Source organism: Sphaerisporangium siamense, assembly GCF_014205275.1.
Taxonomy (GTDB): Bacteria; Actinomycetota; Actinomycetes; order Streptosporangiales; family Streptosporangiaceae; genus Sphaerisporangium; species Sphaerisporangium siamense.
Genome location: NZ_JACHND010000001.1, coordinates 827,803 through 848,303 on the forward strand (window position 1 = coordinate 827,803; position 20,501 = coordinate 848,303).

Annotated in this window: 17 protein-coding genes; 9 read left to right on the top strand and 8 right to left on the bottom strand. The window is 72.3% G+C overall.

Annotated features, from left to right (window positions below; genetic code table 11):
• Positions 1 to 80: 80 nt before the first annotated feature.
• The 3 genes from fdh to BJ982_RS03755 form a co-directional block, all read right to left on the bottom strand.
• Entirely contained in the window at positions 81 to 3,302 is a 3,222-nt protein-coding gene (fdh, locus tag BJ982_RS03745) for a formate dehydrogenase (protein WP_184876577.1), read from the bottom strand.
• Between the two features lie 105 nt (positions 3,303 to 3,407).
• Positions 3,408 to 4,226 (bottom strand): isocitrate lyase/PEP mutase family protein, encoded by an 819-nt coding sequence (locus BJ982_RS03750; protein ID WP_184876578.1) that lies wholly within the window; start codon positions 4,224 to 4,226, stop codon positions 3,408 to 3,410.
• A 45-nt stretch (positions 4,227 to 4,271) separates the two neighbouring features.
• Positions 4,272 to 4,763 (bottom strand): carboxymuconolactone decarboxylase family protein, encoded by a 492-nt coding sequence (locus BJ982_RS03755; RefSeq protein ID WP_184876580.1) that lies wholly within the window; start codon positions 4,761 to 4,763, stop codon positions 4,272 to 4,274.
• Between the two features lie 48 nt (positions 4,764 to 4,811).
• Here BJ982_RS03755 and pdxR point away from each other — a divergent pair, with 48 nt between their 5' ends.
• Positions 4,812 to 6,182, top strand: a complete 1,371-nt coding sequence (pdxR, locus tag BJ982_RS03760) for a MocR-like pyridoxine biosynthesis transcription factor PdxR (RefSeq protein WP_184876582.1) — start codon at positions 4,812 to 4,814, stop codon at positions 6,180 to 6,182.
• A 126-nt stretch (positions 6,183 to 6,308) separates the two neighbouring features.
• Here pdxR and BJ982_RS03765 read toward each other — a convergent pair whose 3' ends face one another.
• Positions 6,309 to 7,811 carry an SPFH domain-containing protein gene (locus tag BJ982_RS03765; RefSeq protein WP_184876584.1) on the bottom strand — a complete coding sequence of 501 codons (1,503 nt, stop codon included), beginning with the start codon at positions 7,809 to 7,811 and terminating at the stop codon, positions 6,309 to 6,311.
• 30 nt (positions 7,812 to 7,841) lie between these two features.
• Positions 7,842 to 8,021 carry an NfeD C-terminal domain-containing protein gene (locus BJ982_RS03770; RefSeq protein ID WP_221482270.1) on the bottom strand — a complete coding sequence of 60 codons (180 nt, stop codon included), beginning with the start codon at positions 8,019 to 8,021 and terminating at the stop codon, positions 7,842 to 7,844.
• A 429-nt stretch (positions 8,022 to 8,450) separates the two neighbouring features.
• On the opposite strand from BJ982_RS03770, the gene BJ982_RS03775 reads away from it, so the two are divergent.
• The 3 genes from BJ982_RS03775 (at position 8,451) to BJ982_RS03785 (ending at position 12,404) form a co-directional block, all read left to right on the top strand.
• Positions 8,451 to 8,915 carry a hypothetical protein gene (locus tag BJ982_RS03775; protein ID WP_184876588.1) on the top strand — a complete coding sequence of 155 codons (465 nt, stop codon included), beginning with the start codon at positions 8,451 to 8,453 and terminating at the stop codon, positions 8,913 to 8,915.
• 283 nt (positions 8,916 to 9,198) lie between these two features.
• The gene (locus BJ982_RS03780) at positions 9,199 to 10,182 is read left to right on the top strand and encodes a helix-turn-helix domain-containing protein (RefSeq protein ID WP_184876590.1); all 984 of its coding nucleotides are present in this window, start codon (positions 9,199 to 9,201) and stop codon (positions 10,180 to 10,182) included.
• Between the two features lie 104 nt (positions 10,183 to 10,286).
• A complete protein-coding gene (locus BJ982_RS03785; RefSeq protein ID WP_239123252.1) occupies positions 10,287 to 12,404 on the top strand; it encodes an FAD-dependent oxidoreductase in 2,118 nt (705 codons plus the stop codon).
• Here the strand turns inward: BJ982_RS03785 and BJ982_RS03790 are convergent.
• Together BJ982_RS03790 and BJ982_RS03795 are read right to left on the bottom strand one after the other, a co-directional pair.
• Complete coding sequence (locus tag BJ982_RS03790) at positions 12,379 to 13,509, bottom strand: acyltransferase family protein (RefSeq protein WP_239123251.1); 1,131 nt, start codon at positions 13,507 to 13,509, stop codon at positions 12,379 to 12,381. The genes BJ982_RS03785 and BJ982_RS03790 overlap by 26 nt on opposite strands.
• A gap of 304 nt (positions 13,510 to 13,813) precedes the next feature.
• Positions 13,814 to 14,638 (bottom strand): SDR family NAD(P)-dependent oxidoreductase, encoded by an 825-nt coding sequence (locus BJ982_RS03795; RefSeq protein ID WP_184876592.1) that lies wholly within the window; start codon positions 14,636 to 14,638, stop codon positions 13,814 to 13,816.
• Positions 14,639 to 14,746: 108 nt separating this feature from the next.
• On the opposite strand from BJ982_RS03795, the gene BJ982_RS03800 reads away from it, so the two are divergent.
• From BJ982_RS03800 to BJ982_RS03815, 4 genes are read left to right on the top strand one after another with little or no spacing between them, the layout of a single operon-like run.
• Positions 14,747 to 17,290: a nitrate- and nitrite sensing domain-containing protein gene (locus tag BJ982_RS03800; RefSeq protein WP_184876594.1), complete on the top strand. Its 2,544-nt coding sequence runs from the start codon at positions 14,747 to 14,749 to the stop codon at positions 17,288 to 17,290.
• Complete coding sequence (locus tag BJ982_RS03805) at positions 17,287 to 17,694, top strand: roadblock/LC7 domain-containing protein (RefSeq protein WP_184609166.1); 408 nt, start codon at positions 17,287 to 17,289, stop codon at positions 17,692 to 17,694. Before BJ982_RS03800 ends, BJ982_RS03805 begins: the two co-directional genes overlap by 4 nt.
• On the top strand, positions 17,691 to 18,065 hold the full coding sequence (locus BJ982_RS03810) for a DUF742 domain-containing protein (RefSeq protein WP_184876596.1): 375 nt from the start codon (positions 17,691 to 17,693) through the stop codon (positions 18,063 to 18,065). Before BJ982_RS03805 ends, BJ982_RS03810 begins: the two co-directional genes overlap by 4 nt.
• A complete protein-coding gene (locus BJ982_RS03815) occupies positions 18,046 to 18,621 on the top strand; it encodes a GTP-binding protein (RefSeq protein WP_184876599.1) in 576 nt (191 codons plus the stop codon). The genes BJ982_RS03810 and BJ982_RS03815 overlap by 20 nt, the downstream gene beginning before the upstream one ends.
• 676 nt (positions 18,622 to 19,297) lie before the next feature.
• Here BJ982_RS03815 and BJ982_RS03820 read toward each other — a convergent pair.
• Entirely contained in the window at positions 19,298 to 19,687 is a 390-nt protein-coding gene (locus tag BJ982_RS03820) for a RidA family protein (RefSeq protein ID WP_184876601.1), read from the bottom strand.
• 101 nt (positions 19,688 to 19,788) lie between these two features.
• Here BJ982_RS03820 and BJ982_RS03825 point away from each other — a divergent pair, with 101 nt between their 5' ends.
• Entirely contained in the window at positions 19,789 to 20,391 is a 603-nt protein-coding gene (locus tag BJ982_RS03825; RefSeq protein ID WP_184876603.1) for a CGNR zinc finger domain-containing protein, read from the top strand.
• Positions 20,392 to 20,501 lie beyond the last annotated feature (110 nt).

Genomic DNA, 20,501 nt, shown 5'->3' on the forward strand with positions numbered 1-20,501 from the left:
GTCTCCTCCTGGACCTCGGGCAGCCGCGGAGCCGCCGATCGCACGCTCACGCGGGACCTCCCTCGGGTGGTGGCGCCATGTCAGACCTCCTGATGGGTCGGCTCGGCGATGCCCGCCCGCCGGCGGAACGTGTCCACCAACCGGTTCAGGCCGGGTCCGCGCGGCCGGCGCCCCGGCTGGATGTCGGCGGTGCACGCCTTGGTCTCCTGGATGTCGGAGTTCGGGTCGAGGACGATCGCCGTCAGCTCGTTGGCCGGATCGCCGATGGCGCACCCGGCCGGGCCCCAGTGGTAGGGCAGGCCGATCTGGTGGAGGACGCGGCCGTTGAGCCGCAGCGGCGGCATCCGGTCGGTCACCAGCACCCTCGCCTCGATGGCGCCCCGCGCGGTGATGATCGTGGCCCACCCGCCGTGCTCCAGCAGGCGCTCCTCGGCCAGCTCGGGCGACACCTCGCAGAACATGTCCGGCTGCAGCTCCGAGAGGTACGGCAGCCAGCGGCTCATGCCCCCGGCGGTGAAGTGCTCGGTGAGCCGGTAGGTGGTGACCACGTACGGGTAGACCGGGCTGCCGACGGGGTGGTAGCGGTTGCCCGGGCGCTCGTAGGTCAGCCGGACCGGGTTGTGCGGCCGGTTCGGGTACAGCAGGTTGTGGACCGGCGTGTCCTGCGGCTCGTAGTGCGTCGGCAGCGGCCCGTCCATGAGCCCGGCCGGCGCGTGCAACCAGCCCTTGCCGTCCCCTTGCATGATGAACGGGTCGATGCCGGAGAGCGCGGCCACGCCGCGGGCGTCCTCGGGCGGCCGGTAGCCCGGCGGGACGTCCTCGGGGAAGTCCGGGACGTCGTGCCCGGTCCACTTGCCGAGGCTCTCGTCCCACCAGACCAGGGCCTTGCGCGGGCTCCACGGGGTGCCGTCCGGCGCCGCGGATGCGCGGTTGTAGAGCTCGCGCCGGTTCAGCGGCCACGCCCAGCCCCATTCGGGCGACACCCAGCTCTGCTCGGTGTGCGGCTTGCGGCGGGCCGCCTGGTTCACCTCGTCGGCGAACACCCCGCAGTAGATCCAGCAGCCGCACGAGGTCGAGCCGTCGTCGCGCAGCTCGGTGTAGGTCGACAGCATGCGCCCGTCGGGGCCGTGCCCGTTGACCTCCCGCAGCACGGCCTCCGCGCTCGGCTCCCGCAGGGGGCCCTCGACCGGGTAGTCCCATTTCAGGTCGAGCAGCGCGCGGTCCGCCGGGTCGGTGGAGCCGGCCAGCCGCTCCTTGATCATTCGGCCGAGGTGGTACATGAACCACAGGTCGCTGCGGCGGTCGCCGCTCGGCTCGACCGCCGCGTCGTGCCACTGCAGCAGGCGGTTGGTGTTGGTGAACGTGCCGCTCTTCTCGGTGTGGGCGGCCGCGGGGAAGAAGAACACCTCGGTGGGGATCTCGGCGGTGCGCAGCTCCCCGGTCTGGATCTCGCGCCCGTCCTTCCACCAGGTGGCCGACTCGATCAGCGAGAAGTCCCGGACCACGAGCCAGTCGAGCTTGGCCATGCCGAGCCGCTGCAGCCGGGCGTTGGCCGATCCGACCGCGGGGTTCTGCCCGAACAGGAAGTATCCGCGGCAGATGCCGTCGAGCTGGGTCATCACCGTGTCGTAGGTGCTGTGGGAGCCGGTCAGCCGGGGCAGGTGCCCGAAGCAGTAGTCGTTGTCCGCGGTGGCCGCGTCGCCGTAGTACGCCTTCAGCAGGCTGACGATGTAGCTACGGGCCTCGCTCCAGAATCCCTTCTCGGTCGACACGATCTCGATGAACGACTCCAGCGACTCGTCGGTGTGCATGTACGGCATGGGGATGTAGCCGGGCAGCAGGTTGTAGAGGGTGGGGATGTCGCTGGAGCCCTGGATGCTGGCGTGGCCGCGCATGGCCATGATCCCGCCGCCGGGCCGTCCGATGTTGCCGAGCAGGAGCTGCAGGATGCTCGCGCAGCGGATGTACTGGGTGGCCACCGTGTGCTGCGTCCAGCCGACCGCGTAGGCGAACGCGCTGGTGCGGTCGGGGCCCGAGTTGGAGGTCAGCGTGTCGCAGATCCAGGCGAAGGTGTCGCGCGGGATGCCGCACACCTCTTCCACGACCTCGGGCGTGTAGCGGGAGAAGTGCCGCTTGAGGATCTGGTAGACGCAGCGCGGATGGTTCAGTGTCTCGTCGCGCTCCGGGTGCGCCATGACGGGCGCGCCGCCGGAGCCGTGCGCCTCGCTCCTGCCCGGCACGTGGTACTCGGTGTGGTGGATCCGGCGGCCGACGGCGGCCTGCATCGGCGACCCCTTGTAGTGCCAGCTGCTGACGTCGTAGGACCGCTTCTCGGGGTCCCAGCCGGAGAAGACGCCGTCCAGATCCTCGGTGTCCTGGAACTCGTCGGACACGATCGTGGCGGCGTTGGTGTAGTTCAGGACGTACTCGCGGAAGTCCTTGCCCTCCGTGAGCACGTGGTTGATGATCGCGCCGAGGAAGGCGATGTCGCTGCCCGGCCGGATCGGGACGTGCTTGTCGGCCAGGGCGCTGGTGCGGCTGAAGTGCGGGTCCACGTGGATCACCGTGGCGCCGCGCAGCTTGGCCTCCATCACCCACTGGAAGCCCACCGGGTGCGACTCGGCGAAGTTGGAGCCCTCGATGATGATGCAGTCGGAGTGCTGCAGGTCCTGCATGTAGGTGGTCGAGCCGCCCCGGCCGAAGGAGGTGCCGAGCCCGGTGACCGTGGAGCTGTGGCAGACCCGGGCCTGGTTCTCCACCTGGACGACGCCGAGCCCGGTCAGCAGCTTCTTGATGAGGTAGTTCTCCTCGTTGTCGAGCGTCGCGCCGCCGAGGCTCGCGATGCCCATCGTCCTCGCCACGCGCCGGCCGTCGTGGTACTCCTGCCAGGTCTCGCGGCGGGTCCGCACGACCCGGTCGGCGACCATCTCCATGGCCGTGGCCAGGTCGAGCCGTTCCCACTCGGTGCCGTACGGGCGGCGGTACAGGACGGAGTGCTCGCGGGCGGGGCCGGTGGTGAGCTGGAGCGAGGCCGAGCCCTTGGGGCACAGACGGCCCCTGCTGATCGGCGAGTCGACGTCGCCCTCGATCTGGACGACCTTCTCGTCCTTGACGTACACCTTCTGGGCGCACCCGACGGCGCAGTAGGGGCAGACGGAGTTCACCACGCGGTCGGCGGTGGCGATGCGGGAGCGCAGCTCGTCGGTCTCGCGGGAGCGCACGGCCGTGCCGAGCCCGCAGCGGTCGGGGCCGGTGAGCTGCCGCAGCACCGGCCATCTGCCCACGAACTCGAAGATGCCCATGTCGCCCCCGTCGGGTACTCCGTGGGGGGCGTACTTCTTCCTGCCCGTACCTCCCCGTCCGGGAAGGACTCCAATCGCGGATCCTTCCCGGACGGCGCGGCCGGCCTATCCGCGCGGCGCCCCGTAGGGGTCGGCGCCGTCGGCGATGGCGGACACCAGCGTGGCCAGGTGCGCCTGCGCGGCCGCGTGCAGGCCGCCGCCGAAGCTCACCCGGGCCACCCCCAGCGACGCCAGCTCGGCGATCGAGGGCACGCCCGGCCGGTACAGGATGTTGACCGGGCCGCCGACGCCGGTCACCAGCGCCCGGATCGTCTCGGTGTCCGAGACCAGGATCGGGTACACGCAGTCGGCCCCGGCCTCCAGGTACGCGCGCCCGCGCGCCACCGCGTCGGCCAGCCGTTCCTCCGGCGTCCCCGTGCCGTGGACGAAGCTGTCGACCCTGGCGTTGATCACCAGGCCGGTCCCGGCGGCGCGGACGGCGGCGAGGAAGCGGATCTGCTCGGCCACCTCCACCATCGCGCCGGTACGCGGGTCGGAGTCCTCCAGGTTCACCCCGGCCACGCCCGCGGCGGCGATCCGCTCGGCGAACTCCGCCGGGGCGAACCCGTACCCGCGCTCCATGTCGGCGGTCACCGGCAGCGGCACCGCCGCGGCGACGCGGGCCACCTGGGCCAGCGCCTCGGCGGCGGGCGTCGCCTCGCCGTCCTCGTACCCGAGGACGGCGGCCACCGCCGCGCTGCTGGTGGCCACGGCGGGGAACCCCGCCGCCGCGACCGTGCGCGCGGAGGCGGCGTCCCAGATGTTCGGCAGTACCAGCGGGCGCCCGGGAACGTGCAGTTCCCTGAGCCTCGCCCTCTTGGCGGCGATCGCGCCGTCGCTCCCGTCCACGGCCCGCGCCGGGTCGCCGTCGTGCTGCTGAGCCATCACGCCCTCCCCCTCGTCCATGCGTGCCCGCCCCCGTGGCGGCCGTCAGGCGTCCGGCTTGTACTCGCCGGGGACCAGGCGCGAGGTCACGCCGATGCGGTTCCACGCGTTGATCACCGTGATCGCCCAGATCAGTTTGCCCAGTTCCTCCTCGGTGAATTGCTCGGCCGCGCGGGCGAACACCTCGTCGTCCACCCCGCCGCCGGGCAGCCGGGTCGCCGCCTCGGTCAGGTCCAGTGCGGCGCGCTCGCGCGGCGTGAAGAACGGCGTCTCACGCCACACCGCCAACGCGTGGAGGCGCTGCTCGCGCTCGCCGCCGGCGCGGGCGTCCAAAGTGTGCATGTCGACGCAGTAGGCGCAGCCGTTGATCTGGGAGGCGCGGATCCTCACCAGTTCGAGCAGCGGGCGCTCCAGGCCCGAGCGGGCGACGGCGCCGTCCAGGGCGATCATCGCCCGGTAGATGTCCGGGGTCAGGTCGCTCAGGGAGATGCGCGGGGCGGGCATAGGGGTCGCGGTCTGGCCGCTGGTCGTCGTCATGTAGCCCAATGTTAGGAACGTACTGGCCCGGCGGTAAGGTCCAGTCTCGTGTCGAGATTTCGGGCCACTTTGGGACTCGATCTTCACGTCGAGATCGACCCGGCGGCCGGCCGCCGCAGCGGGCTCGAACACGCGCTGCGCGCCGCGATCCGCGAAGGGCGGCTCGCCCCGCGCACCCGCCTGCCGTCCACCCGGGCCCTGGCCGCCGAGGCCGGGCTGTCGCGCAACACGGTCAGCGCCGCCTACGACCAGCTCATCGCCGAGGGGTACCTCACCGCGCGCCGGGGCTCCGGCACCTCGGTCGCCGACGTCGGCACGCGCGCTCCCGATGCGCCGGGCCGGGCCGGCGCGGCGGCCGTGCCCGCGCACGACCTGCGGCCGGGGCGGCCGGACGTGACGACGTTCCCCGCCGCGGCGTGGATACGGGCCACGCGCCGGGTGCTGAACCGCGTCTCCCCCTCGGCCTACGGCTACGGCGACCCGCGCGGCGCGCCCGAGCTGCGCGCCGCCCTGGCCGACTACCTCGGCCGCACCCGGGGCGTGCAGGCCACGTCCGAGCGGATCGTCGTCACCGCGGGCGCGGTCCAGGCGCTCGCGCTGCTGGCGCGGGTGCTCGGCACGGCGGTCGCGATGGAGGACCCCGGGCTGCCGTTCCACCGCGAGGTCGTGCGCAGGGCCGGGGCCCGGGTGCTGCCGCTGCCGGTGGACGCCCGCGGGGCGCGCACCGACCTGATCGGCACGGAGGCGGGCGCGGTCGTCGTCACGCCCGCCCACCAGTACCCCACGGGCGTCACGCTGCACCCGGCGCGGCGGCACGCGCTCGTGGAGTGGGCGCGCGGCGGCGGGCTGGTGATCGAGGACGACTACGACGGCGAGTTCCGCTACGACCGTCAGCCGGTCGGCGCCCTGCAGGGCATGGCGCCCGATCACGTCGCCTACCTCGGCACCGCGTCCAAGACCCTGGCCCCCGGGCTGCGCCTCGCCTGGCTGGTGCTGCCGCCGCACCTGGTCGGGCCGGTCGTGGAGGCCAAGCTCCACGCCGACCACCACACCGAGACGCTCGGCCAGCTCGTCCTCGCCGACCTGGTGACCGGGCACGTCTATGACCGGCACGTCCGCGCCTGCCGGCTGCGCTACCGCCGCCGCCGCGACCTGCTCGTGGCGCGCCTGGGGCCCTCCGCCGTCCACGGGGTGGCGGCCGGGCTGCACGCGCTGATCATCCCGGGACACGAGGACGAGGACGAGACGCTGGCCCGGTGCGCGGCGCACGGCGTGGCCGTCGAAGCGCTCGGCCCGCACTGGCATGACGCCGCTCCGCGCGAGGGCCGCCCGCACGGCGTCATCGCCGGGTACGGCACCCCGCCCGAGCACGCCTACCCGGCCGCTCTGGACGCGCTCGCCGCCGCCCTGCGCCCGTGAGACGCCCGCCGTGGACGATCTACGGCCGTGCGCCGTGCTCCCGGACGCCACGGCCGCGCGCCGTGCCGTGGACGTGGGACGCTCCGGGACCCCGCGACCTGGGCCCCGGAGCGCGTTCCCCGCGGGTCAGCCGACGTCGAGCTTCTGCGGCGCCGAGGGCTCGGCGCCGTTCACGTTGCCGTTCACGTTCGGCGGGGTGGCCCCCGACAGCAGGGAGCGGGCCAGGCCGAGGCCCGTGCCGCCGAGCGTCAGCGCCTTGGCCAGCATCTCCTCGATGCCCTGCGCGCCGTTGAGCACCACCATGTGGTCGACGTTCCCGAACGCCTTGGACCCGGCCTCGACGATCGCGGGCCAGTTCTCGGCGAGCTGCTGGGCGATGACGGCCTCCTGGTTCTCGGAGAGGGCCTGTGAGCGGGCCCGGATCGCCTCCGCCTCGGCGAGACCCTTGGCCTTCGCCGCCTCGGCCTCGGCGAGACCCCTCGCCTTGGCGGCCTCGGCCTCCGCCAGACCGCGGGCCTGGGCCGCCGCGGCCTCGCCCTCACCGGTGGCACGGGAGGCCGCGCCCGCCGCCTCTGCGCGCAGCCGGACCGACTCGGCGTCGGCGGCGGCGGCCTGCTTGACCTGGGACGCCTGCGCGGCGGCGCGCAGCTCGGTCTCCTTGGCGTCGGCCTCGGCCTGGGCGATGCGCGCGTCGCGCTCGGCCTGCGACAGCGTCACCGTCTCGTACGCCTTGGCGTCGGCGGGCTTGCGGACCTGCGACTGCAGCCGCTGCTCGGAGAGCTGGGCCTCCAGCTCGGCGGCGCGGGTCTCCTGGACGACGACCTCCTGGCGCGCGGTGGCCTCCGACAGCGGCCCTGCCTGGCGGGCCTTGGCGGCGGCCTGGTCGACCTCGGCCTGGTAGCCGGCCTGCTGGATCTGCGACTCGCGGACGGCGGCGGCCTTCTTGGCGGCGGCGACCTGCTCGGCCTCGGTGGCCTCCTGGTCGCGCTGGGCCTCGGCGATGCGGGCGGCGGCGGCGACCTTGGCGGCGTGCGGCTTGCCCAGGTTGAGGATGTAGCCGGTCTCGTCGTCGATCTCCTGGATCTGGAGGGAGTCGACGACCAGGCCGAGCTTGCTCATCTCGTCGGCGGCGCTGCTGCGGGTCTCACCGGTGAGGCGCTCGCGGTTGAGGATGAGGTCCTCGACGGTGAGGTTGCCGATGATCGAGCGCAGGTGGCCGGTGAACAGCTCGTGGATCGCGCCGTTCATGCTGTCCTGCTGGTCGAGGAAGCGGCGCGCGGCGTTGGCGATCGAGGTGAAGTCGTCGCCGACCTTGTAGATGATGACGCCGCGCACCTGCACCGGGATGCCCTGCTGGGTGACGCAGCTGACCTGCAGGTTGGTGGCGCGGCTGTCCAGCCGGAGCCGCCGCGCGGTCTGGAATCCCGGCAGGACGGCGGTGCCCTTGCCCGTGATGATCTTGAAGCCGAGGCTCTCGGCCAGCTCGTTCCTGGAACGGGCGCCGAGACCCGAGATGATCAGCGCCTCGTTGGGCTCGGCCACCCTCCAGACGGCCTTGAACAGCAGGACGACGACGAAGAACAGAACCAGGATTCCGCCGGCCCAGACGGCCAGCTCCGTGGTGGTCAATGAGACCTCCGAGATGAGGGGGGAGAGAAGTCAGACGATCGCGCGAGCCACGTAGACCGTGCGTGGCGGCGAATATTCGACGACGACGATGATCGTCCCCACCGGGATCTCCTCGCCGGGAACCGATGGGTGCGCGTAGAAAGCCTCAACGCCCCCGCGTATCGGCACGAGAACCTCGCCCACGAGCCCCGGCCCGATCTTGCCGGTCACCCTGCCTTGTTTCCCGACCACCCCTGCACCCCGTCGCCTGCTATAGGCCGCGAACGCGAACGTTACCCCGTTTGCCCCGTCACATCAGCAGCCGACGAAGACTTGTTATCGTTCGTCGTCACGTCTCTGATGTCCACACGCTTCGCCATCATCCCGGCCAACGACCGGACCGCGCACCGCGTTCCCCACATCCCGCCCGAATCCCAACGAACCATCGGCCCGGGGAACCGGGGGCCGCGCGGGGCTCCGGGCGTACGGCCCCGCCGCGCCGGGATGGCATGGGCGATCCCCCGTCGGCGCGCGAAGTCAATCGGTCGGCGCCGGATGCGAATGACTCCCCCGCGCCTCCCGTCCCAGCATTTATCTCGGGACGCCGGCCGCGAAAAGCGCGGCGAAACGGCGAAAGCCCATCAATGACGGGAGAGAGAAATGCGCGCATCAGTGAAGGCGGCGATCGCCGTCGCGGCGACGGCCCTGGGCGTGACGATGCTGACCACTTTGGCACCGGCCGCGTCCGCCGCGCCGGCCGGGAATGCCGGCCCCGTGGCGGCGCCCACGTTCACGCCGAAAGGGGACTGGGCCGGCGACCGGGTGACCGAGAACGCCGCGCCGCTCAACGAGACACCGCTTCCGGTCGCCTGCTGGAACGAGACGGCCCGCTGGTGGTGCGTCAACGCCTACGGGGCGCCGGTCTACCTTCCGGGGACCGCCTACCCGACCGCCTCCTTGACCACCACCAAGACGGCGTTCGTCTGCCGGGTGGAGGGAAGCAGGAACAACACCGGCCGCCACCCGTACCGCTGGGAATGGACCCAGGCGAGCAACGGCCTGTGGGGATGGGTGCGGGACGGCGACATCGCCAGCGAGACCGACACACTGCCCGTCTGCCGGTGAGAACGACGTCCCGGCGCGCGCCCGCCCGTCGAGGGCACGGACGGACCCGCCGGCGACGATCCGCCGGGCGGCGCCCCTGACGGGGGTGCCGCCCGGCGCGACCCGGTGAACCCCGCTTGAATAACGCGAGACGAAAGGATTCGGATTCGGCGCGCGCCGCCCGCCACGGCCGGGCGTCGGTTATCGTGAAATCACCCCCGGCCATGAAAGGGATTCTCTTTCCGGCGACCCGATAACTCGGGCGACTCGCGCCGGAACATGATGACCGAAAGGGGGGCTCACGGTGCGCACATTACTGACCACGTACGACGTTCCGGTCGCCGACCGGGTCGATTCCTTCCGCGCGGCGATCCTGAGCGAATCGGCGCCCGCGGAGTTGTACACGGAAAACGACAGCGATTTCTGGGGGCGCATCGACCGTGGTTCCCTGGGCTCGCTCCTCTTGACGCGAATCAACAGCGGGGGCGCGGAAGGCCGCCGGGGACTGCGCCGCGACGCGCGGCTGATCCGCCGCGCCGATCCTTCCCATTACCAGTTCCTGTTCCTCCAGCAGGGGGTCACATCGCTGTCGCACAACGGCCGCGACGTGCGGCTCTTCCCCGGCGACATGACGCTGATCGACACCTCTCGCCCGTACGACGGCTGGCACGAGGCGGGCGCCGGCCGATATCTGGGCGTCCAGTTCCCGCGGGACCTGCTCCCCGCGCCGAAGGCCGCCGACCGGCTCGTCGGAGGGCGGCTGCGCGGGCAGACCGGCATGGGGGCGCTCGTGTTCACCTTCGCGACCCGGGCGGCCCGGGAGGTGGACCGCTACAGCCCGGCCGACACCGCCCGCGTCACCACCACGCTGCTCGACCTGCTCGGCGGCCTCATCTCGCACGAGCTGGAGGCCGGCGACGTCCTGCCCGGCGGGCCCCACCGGCGGGTCCTCTTCCAGACGATCCAGGCGTACATCGTGCGGCACCTGGGCGACCAGAACCTGACGCCGGCCGCGATCGCGCGGGCGCACCACATCTCCACGCGGACGTTGCACCGGCTGTTCGAGGGCCACGGCCAGGGCGTCGCGGCGTGGATCCGCGCGCTGCGCCTGGAGCACTGCCGCCGCGATCTGGCGAACAGCGCCCACGACGGCCGTCCCATCCACGCCGTCGCCGCCCGCTGGGGTTTCCACGCGCCCGCCCACTTCACCCGGGCCTTCCGCGGCGCCTTCGGCGTGAGCCCCCTGGAGTTCCGCCGCGAGGTCGCCGCGTCGGCGCCGTCCCCATGAGCCCGCCGCCGCCCCGGCCAGCGGGCCGCCAATAAGGGCAAAAGATTCGGCCCGAGCTGCGCGACACGGCCCAGCCCGATTTCCCCGCGGGTGATGATCGCGGAATGATGGCTCATTTCCCGCGTGACGTGCCCGGAAGGCGGGCCCGTGACCCCGTCCCCGGGGACGACGCCGGCGAACACGGGGCCGCGCGCCCGGACGACCGCCCGCCCGAACCTGGGCGCCTCGGCATGGACCGGCGGATCAGCAGGCGTCACTTCATCGACGGCGTGGCGGTGGCCGCCGCCGGGGCGGCCCTCGGACCCCGGCACGCCGTCCCCCCGGCCACCGGCCAGGCCGCCACGCCCGACCGCGCCGCGTCATCCGGGCGCGCCGTCCCGCACGCCGTCCCCCACGCCGGACACGTCCCCTCCGCCCGGCACGCCGCGAGCCGGGCGCGGCGGCCGTCCCGCGCCAGGAACCTCCAAGGGGACACCCCTGACGCGGTGGGCGTGCCGCACGCGCTGCGCGATGGCAGGTTCTGGGAGCGGGTGGGCGCGCCGCGCACCACCGGGGAGACCTACGACCTGGTGGTCGTCGGCGCGGGGATCAGCGGCGTCACCGCCGCCTACGCCTGGGCCGAGCGCCACCCCGGGGCCCGCGTCCTGGTCCTGGACAACTACGACGACATCGGCGGCCACGCGCGCCGCAACGAGTTCCGCCCCGCCGGGCGGCCGGGTCCGCTGGTCGGGCACGGCGGCGCCCGCTCGCTGTACGCGCCGTCGGCGTGGTCGGCCGAGGGCAGGGGGCTGCTCGCCTCGCTCGGCGTCGAGGTCCGCGGGCGGCGGCCCGACCTCTACCGGTCGCTCGGCATGCGCGAGGGCGTCTTCTGCGACCGGGAGAGCTTCTCCGCCGACCGGCTCGTGGTGCCGGACGGTCCGGCGCGGCGGTGGGCGGCGGAGCTGCCCGTCGCCGCGCCGGCGCGCGAGGACCTGGTCCGGCTGTTCGAGAACCCTCCCGACTGGTTCCCCGGCCTCACCGACGCGCGCAAGAAGGAGATGCTCGCCGGGCTCACCTACGCGGGGTTCCTGCGCGAGGTGTGCCGGGCCCACCCCGACGTCATCGCCTTCTGCCGGACGATGCCCAGCGCCGCCTGGGGGTACGGCGCCGACGCGCTCGGCGCGCTGGACGCCTGGGCGGAGTCGGGGCCGTACGCCTATCCCGGATTCGCGGGCCTGCGCCTGGACCGGTCGCGGCCCTCGCCGTACAACGCGGCGCGGGTGGCCAGGCGGTGGGCGGCCGAGGACGGCGACGTGCCGTGCTTTCCCGAGGGCAACCAGGCGCTGGTGCGGATGATGGTCGCGCGGCTGGTGCCCGGGTTCGCCGGGTCCGCCGCCGCCGAGGACGTCACGACCACGTGGTTCGACTACGGCGCGCTGGACCGGCCCGCCAACCGGGTGCGGATCCGCCTGTCCAGCCCGGTGGTGCTCGTGCGCAACGACGGGCCCGCGGAGACGGCGTCGTCCGCGACCGTGGGCTACTACGACGGCGGGCGGGTGCGGACGGTGCGGGCGGGCGCGGTGGTCATGGCGTGCTGGAACATGGTCATCCCCTACCTGCTGGAGGACCTGCCCGCCGAGCAGAAGCAGGCGATGCGGCAGGCGGTGAAGATGCCCCTGGTCCACGCGACGGCGCAGCTCCGCGGCTGGCGCGCGTTCCGCGAGGCGGGCGTCCACCGGGTGCGGTTCACGGGGGCGTACTGGGTGACCGCCGAGCTGGCGCCCCCGGTCAGCGCCGGGTCGTACCGATGTCCGAGCCACCCGGACGAGCCGATCGCCGTCCACCTGCTGCACACCCCGGCGCGGCGGGGGCTCGCGCCGCGGGAGGCGGCGGTCGCGGGCCGGCGCGAGCTGCTCCGCACGCCGTACGCGCCGCTGGAGTTCGGCGTCAGGGAACAGCTCACGCGGCTTCTCGGGCCGTTCGGGTTCGACCCGGCGCGGGACATCGAGGGGCTGACGATCAACCGCTGGGGCCACGGGTACGCCCCCGAGTACGTGCGCCCGTGGGACGCCTTCCATCCGGGCGGGCCGTTCCCCGCCGAGCTCGCGCGGCGCCGGTTCGGGCGCGTCGCGATCGCCAACTCCGACTCGGTTCCCGGGGCGGACGTCGACTCGGCCGTCCGGGCGGCCTACCGCGCGGTGGGTGAGCTGGCGCCGCTCAGCGAGCCCCCCGGGGCCGCCTGATCAGCGTGAACGCCCACGAGGTGTCGGGTTCGACGGCCCAGCGGAACAGCCGCCGTACCGGCGGCGTGCAGAGCACGGTCGCGAGGACCACGCCGAGCAGCGACATCAGCGTTACGCCCAGCGGGGTGGCGAGCTCACGGCCGAAGGGTTCGAAGATCTTCACCACGAAGCCGTGCAGCAGGTAGGCGTACATGGTCGCCATGCCGAGGCCGGAGTACCAGGTGCGGCGGGAGGGCGTCACGGCGACGAAGGCGGCCACCAGCACGGCCCCGGCGGCCAGCATGCCGAGGCGGATCAGGCTGCCGGCGAGGTCGCCCACGCCGATCTTCGCGTTGCTGTGCCGCCAGCGGATCCACTCGGTCGCGATGTCGGTGTGGAAGGCGAGCGCGGCGGCCAGGCCGGCGACGAGGGCCGCCGCGCCGGCGACACGCAGCCACGGCCGCTTGAGGAGTTCGAAGTGCTCGGGGCGCAGCAGCAGGCCGAGGACGTAGAACGGCAGCAGGCCGAGCGTGCGGTTCATCGACAGCTCGTCGGGCAGGTCGCTCATGCCGGATATCAGCGACAGGCCGACCGCGACGGCGAGCGGCCACCGGAGCTGCTGCCAGACCGGGGTGGACAGCCGCCACATGAACAGCGACATGAGGAACCACGTCAGGTAGTACGGGTCCAGCAGGCTGATGTCGAGCTTGCCGTACAGCACCAGGCGCGGCAGCGAGTACGCCAGCTCGAAGATCACGTACGGCATGGCGAGCCCGCTGATCAGCTTCCTGGCCTTGCCCGGCGAGAAGGTGAAGTTCCGCGACAGATAGCCGCTCAGCGTGATGAACAGCGGCATGTGGAACGTGTAGACGTAGAAGTACGCGGCGTGCGCGAACGGGACGTCCCGCAGCCCCTCGATGAGGTGTCCAGACACCACCATGATGATCGCCAGGAACTTGGCGTTGTCCAGGTACGGATCCCGTTCCGTAGACCTCGGCTTGGCCGCCCGTGCGCCGACGGCCCCGTCCCTCGGGTGCGGAGCCGCTTGGACGGCGGCGGTCTCGTAGGAGGCGGGGGTGTCGAAACCGGGAATGAAGGACGGATCCGGGCGGGAGGCGGCGGTCACATCCCCCGGACCCTAGCCACGTCCCCTGGGAACCGGGGGAACGCCGGATGGCCTCCAGACGAACACCACCCGGCCGTGACCTGAAGCACGGCTGTCCGGAGGCGCTCCCGTCCCACCCCCAGCTCCATTCCGGAATTCACGCGGCAAATCACGGCGAAGGATGAGATGAACGACATGCAGGACGCCCTTCCGCCACGTTCCCGCGTGTTTCGGTGAATCGCCGGCCGCGCCTCGCCGCGCATATCGGCGCGGGGGAAAGACCCCCCGGCCGATCCGCCGTCCGCGCGCCGCCGATATGGAGGGCCTAGGACATCTCGTCGGCGGACAGGCCGGTCACCGCCAGGCTCACGTCCCAGAGGGCGGCGGCGAGGGAGACGTCGGTCATGCGGGGCGAGGCCGAGGCGGGCAGCCCGTTGGCGAAGTAGCGCCCGGTGTGCTTGGCGCCGTCCGGCGTGGTGGCCAGGTGGACGAGCGTGCCCGCGCCCTGCTCCGGGGAGCGCGCGACGCCGGGGATCGCCATCAGCAGCTTCATGTAGAGGCTGTCGGGCGCGAACCCCGTCCTGACGATGCCCGGGTGGAAGCACGTGGCCGCGACCCCGCGCCGCGCCAGCGCGACCGTGAACAGGGCGTTGGCCTGCTTGGTGTCGCCGTACTGCAGCCAGGCGCTCCAGCGGCGCCGCGCGCGGCTCAGATCGGCGGGGTCCAGGCGGCCGGACTTGGCCGCGCCCGAGGACGTGGTCACGACCCTGCCCCCCGAGGCGGTGACCCGGGGCAGCAGCAGGTTCGTGAGCAGGAACGGCGACAGGTGGTTGACCTGCATCATCAGCTCGTGCCCGTCACGGGTGAGCCGCCGCTCCGCGGCCATGACGCCGGCGTTGTTGGCGAGCACGTCGATGCGCTGGTAGCGGTCGAGCAGGTCGGCGGCGAGCCGGGTGACCTCCTCGAACGAGGCGAAGTCGGCGACGGCGGTGTCGGGACGGCGGCCGGCGGCCTGGGTGACCTGGGCGGCCACGGAGGTGAGGCGGGCGCGGGAGCGGCCGACGAGGACGACGTCGTGCCCGGCGCGTGCGAGGGCCTCGGCGGCGGCGGCCCCGATGCCGGCGCTGGCCCCGGTGATCACACTAATCATCTCAGCCTCCCGTACGCCGGAACTCTATCGGTGCTAGCCTTCTGACCGATCTTCCGGAGGTGCATTTCCCCATAAAACGGCAACCCTCCGAGGCAAGCAGGAGTGACCATGGGTTCTGGAAAGCGGTCCATCCGCTTCAAGATCTTTTCATTGCTGCTGCTTACCCTGCTGTCACTCAGCGCTTTATGGGGATTCGTCCTTAATCTGACGATGGGGGACGGCGTCTCGCTGGCCCGGGCCAACACCGTCTACCAGAGCATCGGCGTCACCTCCACCGACCTCGGGCTCCAGATCCAGGCCGAGCGCCACCTCTCGGTGGCCAAGCTCAGCGGCGCCTCCGGGAACGCCGACCGGCTCGCCGCCCAGCGCCACGCCACCGACCTGTCACTGGCCAAGTTCCAGGCCGAGACCGTCGCCGACTCCGGGGACGCCTCCGACGCGATGCGGTCGGCGCTGGTCAGCCTCAGGGACGAACTGCGGCAGCTCCCCTCGATCCGCGCCGGCGTCGACACCGGGCGCACCACCCGCCTGGAGATCGTCCAGTCGTACGACCGGCTCATGGACGTGCTGTTCCACCTGTACGACCGCATGGTGTCCGTGCCCGACCTCGCCATCTACGAGCAGGCCGGCGCGATGCAGGCCATGGGCAACGCGCGCGAGTACATCGCGCGCGAGAACGCGCTGATCAGCGGGGCACTGGTCACCGGACGCCTGTCCGACACCGAATACGTCGCCTTCGCCGACTGGGCCGCCAACCGCCGCGCGCAGTTCGCCAAGGGCATGGTCTCGCTGGACCCCGAGCTGCGCACGCCGTACCAGGAGGTCGCCGCCTCCCCCACCTACAAGCGCTACGTCACCATGGAGCAGGAGGTCGTCCTGCGGGCGCGCTCCGGCGCCCCCCTGCCGTCCTCGCTGAGCCAGTGGCGGGCGATCACCGACAACCTGTCGGCGATGCTCGACCAGGTCGGCGTCAAGGCGTCCCACACCCTCGCCGACCGCGCCGGCGACGTCGCGACCGGCATCCTCATCCGCATCGCGATCGCCGGCGGATTCGGCCTGATCGCCCTGATGGCGTCCGTCGCCTTCTCGGTGCGCTTCGGCCGCGGCCTCGTCCGCGAACTGGCCGTGCTGCGCAACTCCGCCCGCGAGCTCGCCGACGTGCGCCTGCCGCAGGTCGTCGACCGCCTGCGCCGCGGCGAGGAGGTCGACGTCGAGGCCGAGGCGCCCGGCATCGAGGAAGGCGACTCCGCCGAGGTCTCCGACGTCGCGCGCGCGTTCGGCTCGGTGCGGCGCACCGCCGTCGAGGCCGCGGTCGAGCAGGCCAACCTGCGCCGCGGCGTCAGCCAGGTCTTCCTCAACCTCGCCCGACGCAAGCAGGGGCTGCTGCACCGCCAGCTCACCCTGCTGGACGCCATGCAGCGCCGCGCCACCGAACCCGAGGCCCTGGCCGACCTGTTCCACCTCGACCACCTCACCACCCGCATGCGCCGCCACGCCGAGAGCCTCATCATCCTGTCCGGCGCGGCGCCCGGCCGCGCGTGGCGCAAGCCCGTCCCCGTCATGGACGTCGTACGCGCCGCCGTCTCCGAGGTCGAGGACTACACGCGGGTCACCATCATGGCCCTCCCCGGCACCCACGTCAGCGGCACCGCGGTCGCCGACCTCATCCACCTGATCGCCGAGCTCATCGAGAACGCGACGATCTTCTCGCCGCCGCAGACGCGGGTGCTGGTGCGCGGCGAGGCGGTGGCCAACGGCTTCGCCATCGAGATCGAGGACCGGGGCCTCGGGCTCAGCCTCACGGAGTACGACGCGGTCAACGAACGGCTCGCCCACCCGCCGGAGTTCGACCTGGCCGACAGCGACCGGCTCGGCCTGTTCGTGGTCGGGCAGCTCGCGGCGCGCCACGGCGTCAGCGTGACGCTGCGCGCCTCGCCGTACGGCGGCACGACGGCCATCGTGCTCCTGCCCAAGTCGCTGGTCGCCGACGAGGGCACACCGATGCCCATCCCCGGCGCCGAGATCGTCGCCGAGCCCGTCGCCCTCGACGCGCCGCCGCGCCACGCCGCCCCGGCCCTGGCCGCGGCCCCCGAGCCGCCGCCGTCCCCGTTCTTCACCGCGCCCACCTCCCGCGGCTCCGAACCTCCCCTTGCCGAGCCGACCCTCGCCGGACCGGCCGTCCCCGCGCCCTCGCCGGCCGTGCAGGACGAGAAGCCCGGCGCCCGCGCGTCCGTCGCCACGGGTACCCACCGGGGCCTGCCGCGCCGGGTGCGCCAGGCCAACATGGCGCCCCAGCTCCGCCAGGACACCGGCCCACTGTCCGCGCCCACCCCCGCCGACGTGACCCCGCCGTCCCCCGGACCGGGAGAGCGCTCACCCGAGCAGGCCCGCGCCCTGTTCTCCGCCTTCCAGCAGGGCGGCCGCCGCGGACGCCTCGAAGCCGAAGACGACGGTCCCGACGCCACGCGCACCCGCCGTCCGGGAGACGAGCCGCTGAGCAGCGACGACGCCGCCAAGCCCCTGCCCGGCAGGAGTTCCGGGCACGACGCACCCGTCAGCATCCGACCGGACGAGCGTGACCAACGGCGCGACCTGCGCGACCATAGTGATGGTTACGTACACCAGACGACTGGCGAGAAGGGCGACGAATGACCGGCAAAGTATCGTCGAATGGCGAACTCAACTGGCTCCTCGACGATCTGATCAGCAGGGTCGCGGCCGTGCGCCAGGCGGTCATCCTCTCCACCGACGGCCTCGTCGTGGGCGCCTCCTCCGGCTTCAGCCGCGAGGACGCGGAGCACCTGTCGGCGGTCGCGTCCGGCTTCCAGAGCCTCGCCCGGGGGGCGGGCCGCCATTTCGGCGGCGGCGACGTACGCCAGACCATCGTCGAGATGGAGTCGGCCTTCCTGTTCGTCACCGCCGCCGGCACCGGCACCTGCCTCGCCGTGCTGAGCAGCTCCGACGCCGACGTGGGCCACATCGCCTACGAGATGGCCATGCTCGTCAAGCGCGTCGGCCAGCACATCTCCACCAATCCCCGGCGGACGTTGTCATGACGACGCGGGGAGAGCAATGGCTCGACGAGGAGGCCGGGCCGATCGTCCGGCCCTACGCGCTCATCCGCGGGCGCACGCGGTCCTCCGCGGACAATCTCGACCTGATCGCTATGGTCACCGCGACCGGCGCTCCGTACACTGGCGAGACCGCTCTGGGCCCCGAGGAGACCCGCATCCTCGAACTGGCCGAGCGGCCGATGTCGGTGGCGGACATCGCCTCCGAGATCGACCTGCCGCTCGGTGTGGTCCGCGTCCTCCTCGGCGACCTGCACGACCAGGACCTGATCAGCGTACGGGCCCCCGCCCAAAAGGGACCGCGCCCCAACGAGCGCATTCTCAAGGAAGTGATCAATGGCCTACGAGCCCTCTGAGGAGCCGGTCGCCCTCAAGATCCTGGTGGCGGGCGGGTTCGGCGTGGGCAAGACCACGCTGGTCGGGGCGATCAGCGAGATCCGCCCGCTGCGCACCGAAGAGGTCCTGTCCGACCGCGGCATCGGCGTGGACGACCTCGACGGCGTCGAAGGCAAGACGACCACCACGGTCGCCATGGACTTCGGGCGCATCACCATCCGCGAGGGCCTGGTCGTCTACCTGTTCGGCACGCCCGGCCAGGAGCGTTTCTGGTTCATGTGGGATGAACTGTCCTACGGCGCGCTCGGCGCCGTCGTCCTGGCCGACACACGCCGCCTCACCGACTGCTTCCCCTCGATCGACTACTTCGAGCAGCGGGGCACGCCGTTCATCGTCGCGGTCAACTGCTTCGACGGCGCCGAACGCCACGAGGCCGAGGACGTCCGCATCGCCCTCGACCTCGACCCGGACATCCCCGTCATCATGTGCGACGTCCGCCGCCGCGCCTCAGCAAAGGTCGTCCTGGTCACCTTGGTCGAACACGCCCTCCGCACACTAACCCCCGCCGCCGGATAACGCCCAAACGCGACACGGCCCTCCCGAAACCACCTCCGAGAGGGCCGTACGTTATGCGCGCGGCGCCCTCCGGTGCTGTGGCTCCGTGAGGTTCCGCGTGGCTCCCGTGAGTGGTTCCGCGTGGTTCCGTGAGCTGTTCCGCGTGGTTCCGTGAGTGGTTCCGTGTGGTTCCCGATTGTTCCGTTCGAGGTCGCGTAGTTCTGGGGTGGGCTAACGGCGCGCAACCACGACGGAGCCGCACGGGTGGGCTCAACACACCTCAACCACGGCTACGAATACGGGTTTGCCGTGGCGGACCGCCCAGTGCACATCGCTGGAGTCGGCGGTTTTGGGACTGGGAGAAGTCTGAGAGCCCACCCGTGCGGGTCCGTCGTGGTCAGCCGCCGTTAGCCCACCCAGAAGTACGCACCAATAGAACGCCGACAGAACACACCGATGTTCCGTTCGATGGTCGCGCAGCTCTGGGGTGGGCTAACGGCGCGCAACCACGACGGACCCGCACGGGTGGGCTCAACACACCTCAACCACGTCAACCTTCAACACCACGGCTACGAATACGGGTTTACTGTGGCGGACCGCTGTCAGCCCACCCATTAATGCGCATCGCTGGAATGTCGGGAGACCCACCGATCGGCCGAATGCAGAGGCGGGCGGTGTCGGGTGGCCCTGGGGGTCGTCACACGACGGCGACGGCGTCGACTTCGACGAGGAAGCCCGGGCCCAGGCCGGCCACCACGTGGACCGTGATGGCCGGGGGTGGATCGGCGCGGTTCCATACCTCCTGGAAGGCTGCCACGCCCTCGTCGAACGTGTGGCCCTCCACGACGGCGATGCGCCAGTGGACGATGTTCGCCAGGGTCCCGCCCTCGCTTTCCAGGATGGTCGCGAGGTTGCGGAACACCTGCCGGGCCTGCTCCCCGACCGTGGGGCCGACGACCCTGCCGTCGGGGCCGACGCCGTTCTGCCCCCCGATGTAGATCGTCTTGGCCGGCTGTTCGACCACGACGGCCTGGCTGAAGGCCGGGCTGCGGTGCATCCCCGGAGGGTTGATGTGTCGGACGCCCATCCGTGACTCTCCTCTGACGAAGACACCGGCATAACCGGTGTCAGACCTAACACAGACACCAGTTATACAGGTGTCGCTGGAACACCAGTTATAGTGGTGTCATGCGCGCGAAGGCAACCGGACGGACGCTGCACGACCCCAAGGGAGGGTCGTTCTGGTTCGACGCCGGCGCCGCCTGCCTCGACTTCGCCCACAGCGGCGGCGAAGGCCCCTACGCGGTGTTCGAAACCCTCCACAAGCCAGCGGACCTGGCCGAATGGCTGACCAAGCCGCCGATCGCCGCCATCATGACCGTCCCCGTAACGGCCCGCGAGCTGTCCGCCGCCAAGGCCCTCCGCCAGGCGATCTGGGACACGGCGCACGCCCAGGCCGCACGCCGCCCCCTCTCCGCCGAAGCGATCGCCACCATCAACCGGGCCTCCGCCGCGGCACCGTTGGCCCCCCAGCTGGCCCCCGACGGCACCACGGCGGAATGGGCGCCACCGGTACGGGCCGCACAAGCGCTGTCGACGCTGGCGCGGGAGATGATCGAGCTGCTGTCCGGGCCGCTCTCCGGCCGTATCCGCGAATGCGCGAGCGACAACTGCCCCCTGGTCTTCGTCGACACGTCCCGCCCCGGCGCCCGCCGCTGGTGCGCGATGGAACGCTGCGGCAACCGCCACAAACTCCGAGCCCTCCGCGCCCGCCGAGCCGGCGACCCATGACGCGCCCGAGCATGGCGCACCGCATCTGTTCGGATCGACCGCGCCGGCCCCCTGACCGAAGGCCGGTGATCCGCTCGGTACCGCCCCTCGCATCGGCCACAACGCCCTCG

What these genes read in the sequence shown, in the direction of transcription:
- BJ982_RS03825 (WP_184876603.1), top strand. Translation starts at nt 19,789, where the DNA reads ATGCGCGCGAAGGCAACCGGACGGACGCTGCACGACCCCAAGGGAGGG.
- BJ982_RS03820 (WP_184876601.1), bottom strand. Translation starts at nt 19,687, where the DNA reads ATGGGCGTCCGACACATCAACCCTCCGGGGATGCACCGCAGCCCGGCC.
- BJ982_RS03795 (WP_184876592.1), bottom strand. Translation starts at nt 14,638, where the DNA reads ATGATTAGTGTGATCACCGGGGCCAGCGCCGGCATCGGGGCCGCCGCC.
- BJ982_RS03750 (WP_184876578.1), bottom strand. Translation starts at nt 4,226, where the DNA reads ATGGCTCAGCAGCACGACGGCGACCCGGCGCGGGCCGTGGACGGGAGC.
- BJ982_RS03785 (WP_239123252.1), top strand. Translation starts at nt 10,287, where the DNA reads ATGATGGCTCATTTCCCGCGTGACGTGCCCGGAAGGCGGGCCCGTGAC.
- fdh (WP_184876577.1), bottom strand. Translation starts at nt 3,302, where the DNA reads ATGGGCATCTTCGAGTTCGTGGGCAGATGGCCGGTGCTGCGGCAGCTC.
- BJ982_RS03810 (WP_184876596.1), top strand. Translation starts at nt 17,691, where the DNA reads ATGACGACGCGGGGAGAGCAATGGCTCGACGAGGAGGCCGGGCCGATC.
- BJ982_RS03800 (WP_184876594.1), top strand. Translation starts at nt 14,747, where the DNA reads ATGGGTTCTGGAAAGCGGTCCATCCGCTTCAAGATCTTTTCATTGCTG.
- BJ982_RS03755 (WP_184876580.1), bottom strand. Translation starts at nt 4,763, where the DNA reads ATGACGACGACCAGCGGCCAGACCGCGACCCCTATGCCCGCCCCGCGC.
- BJ982_RS03775 (WP_184876588.1), top strand. Translation starts at nt 8,451, where the DNA reads ATGCGCGCATCAGTGAAGGCGGCGATCGCCGTCGCGGCGACGGCCCTG.
- BJ982_RS03805 (WP_184609166.1), top strand. Translation starts at nt 17,287, where the DNA reads ATGACCGGCAAAGTATCGTCGAATGGCGAACTCAACTGGCTCCTCGAC.
- BJ982_RS03815 (WP_184876599.1), top strand. Translation starts at nt 18,046, where the DNA reads ATGGCCTACGAGCCCTCTGAGGAGCCGGTCGCCCTCAAGATCCTGGTG.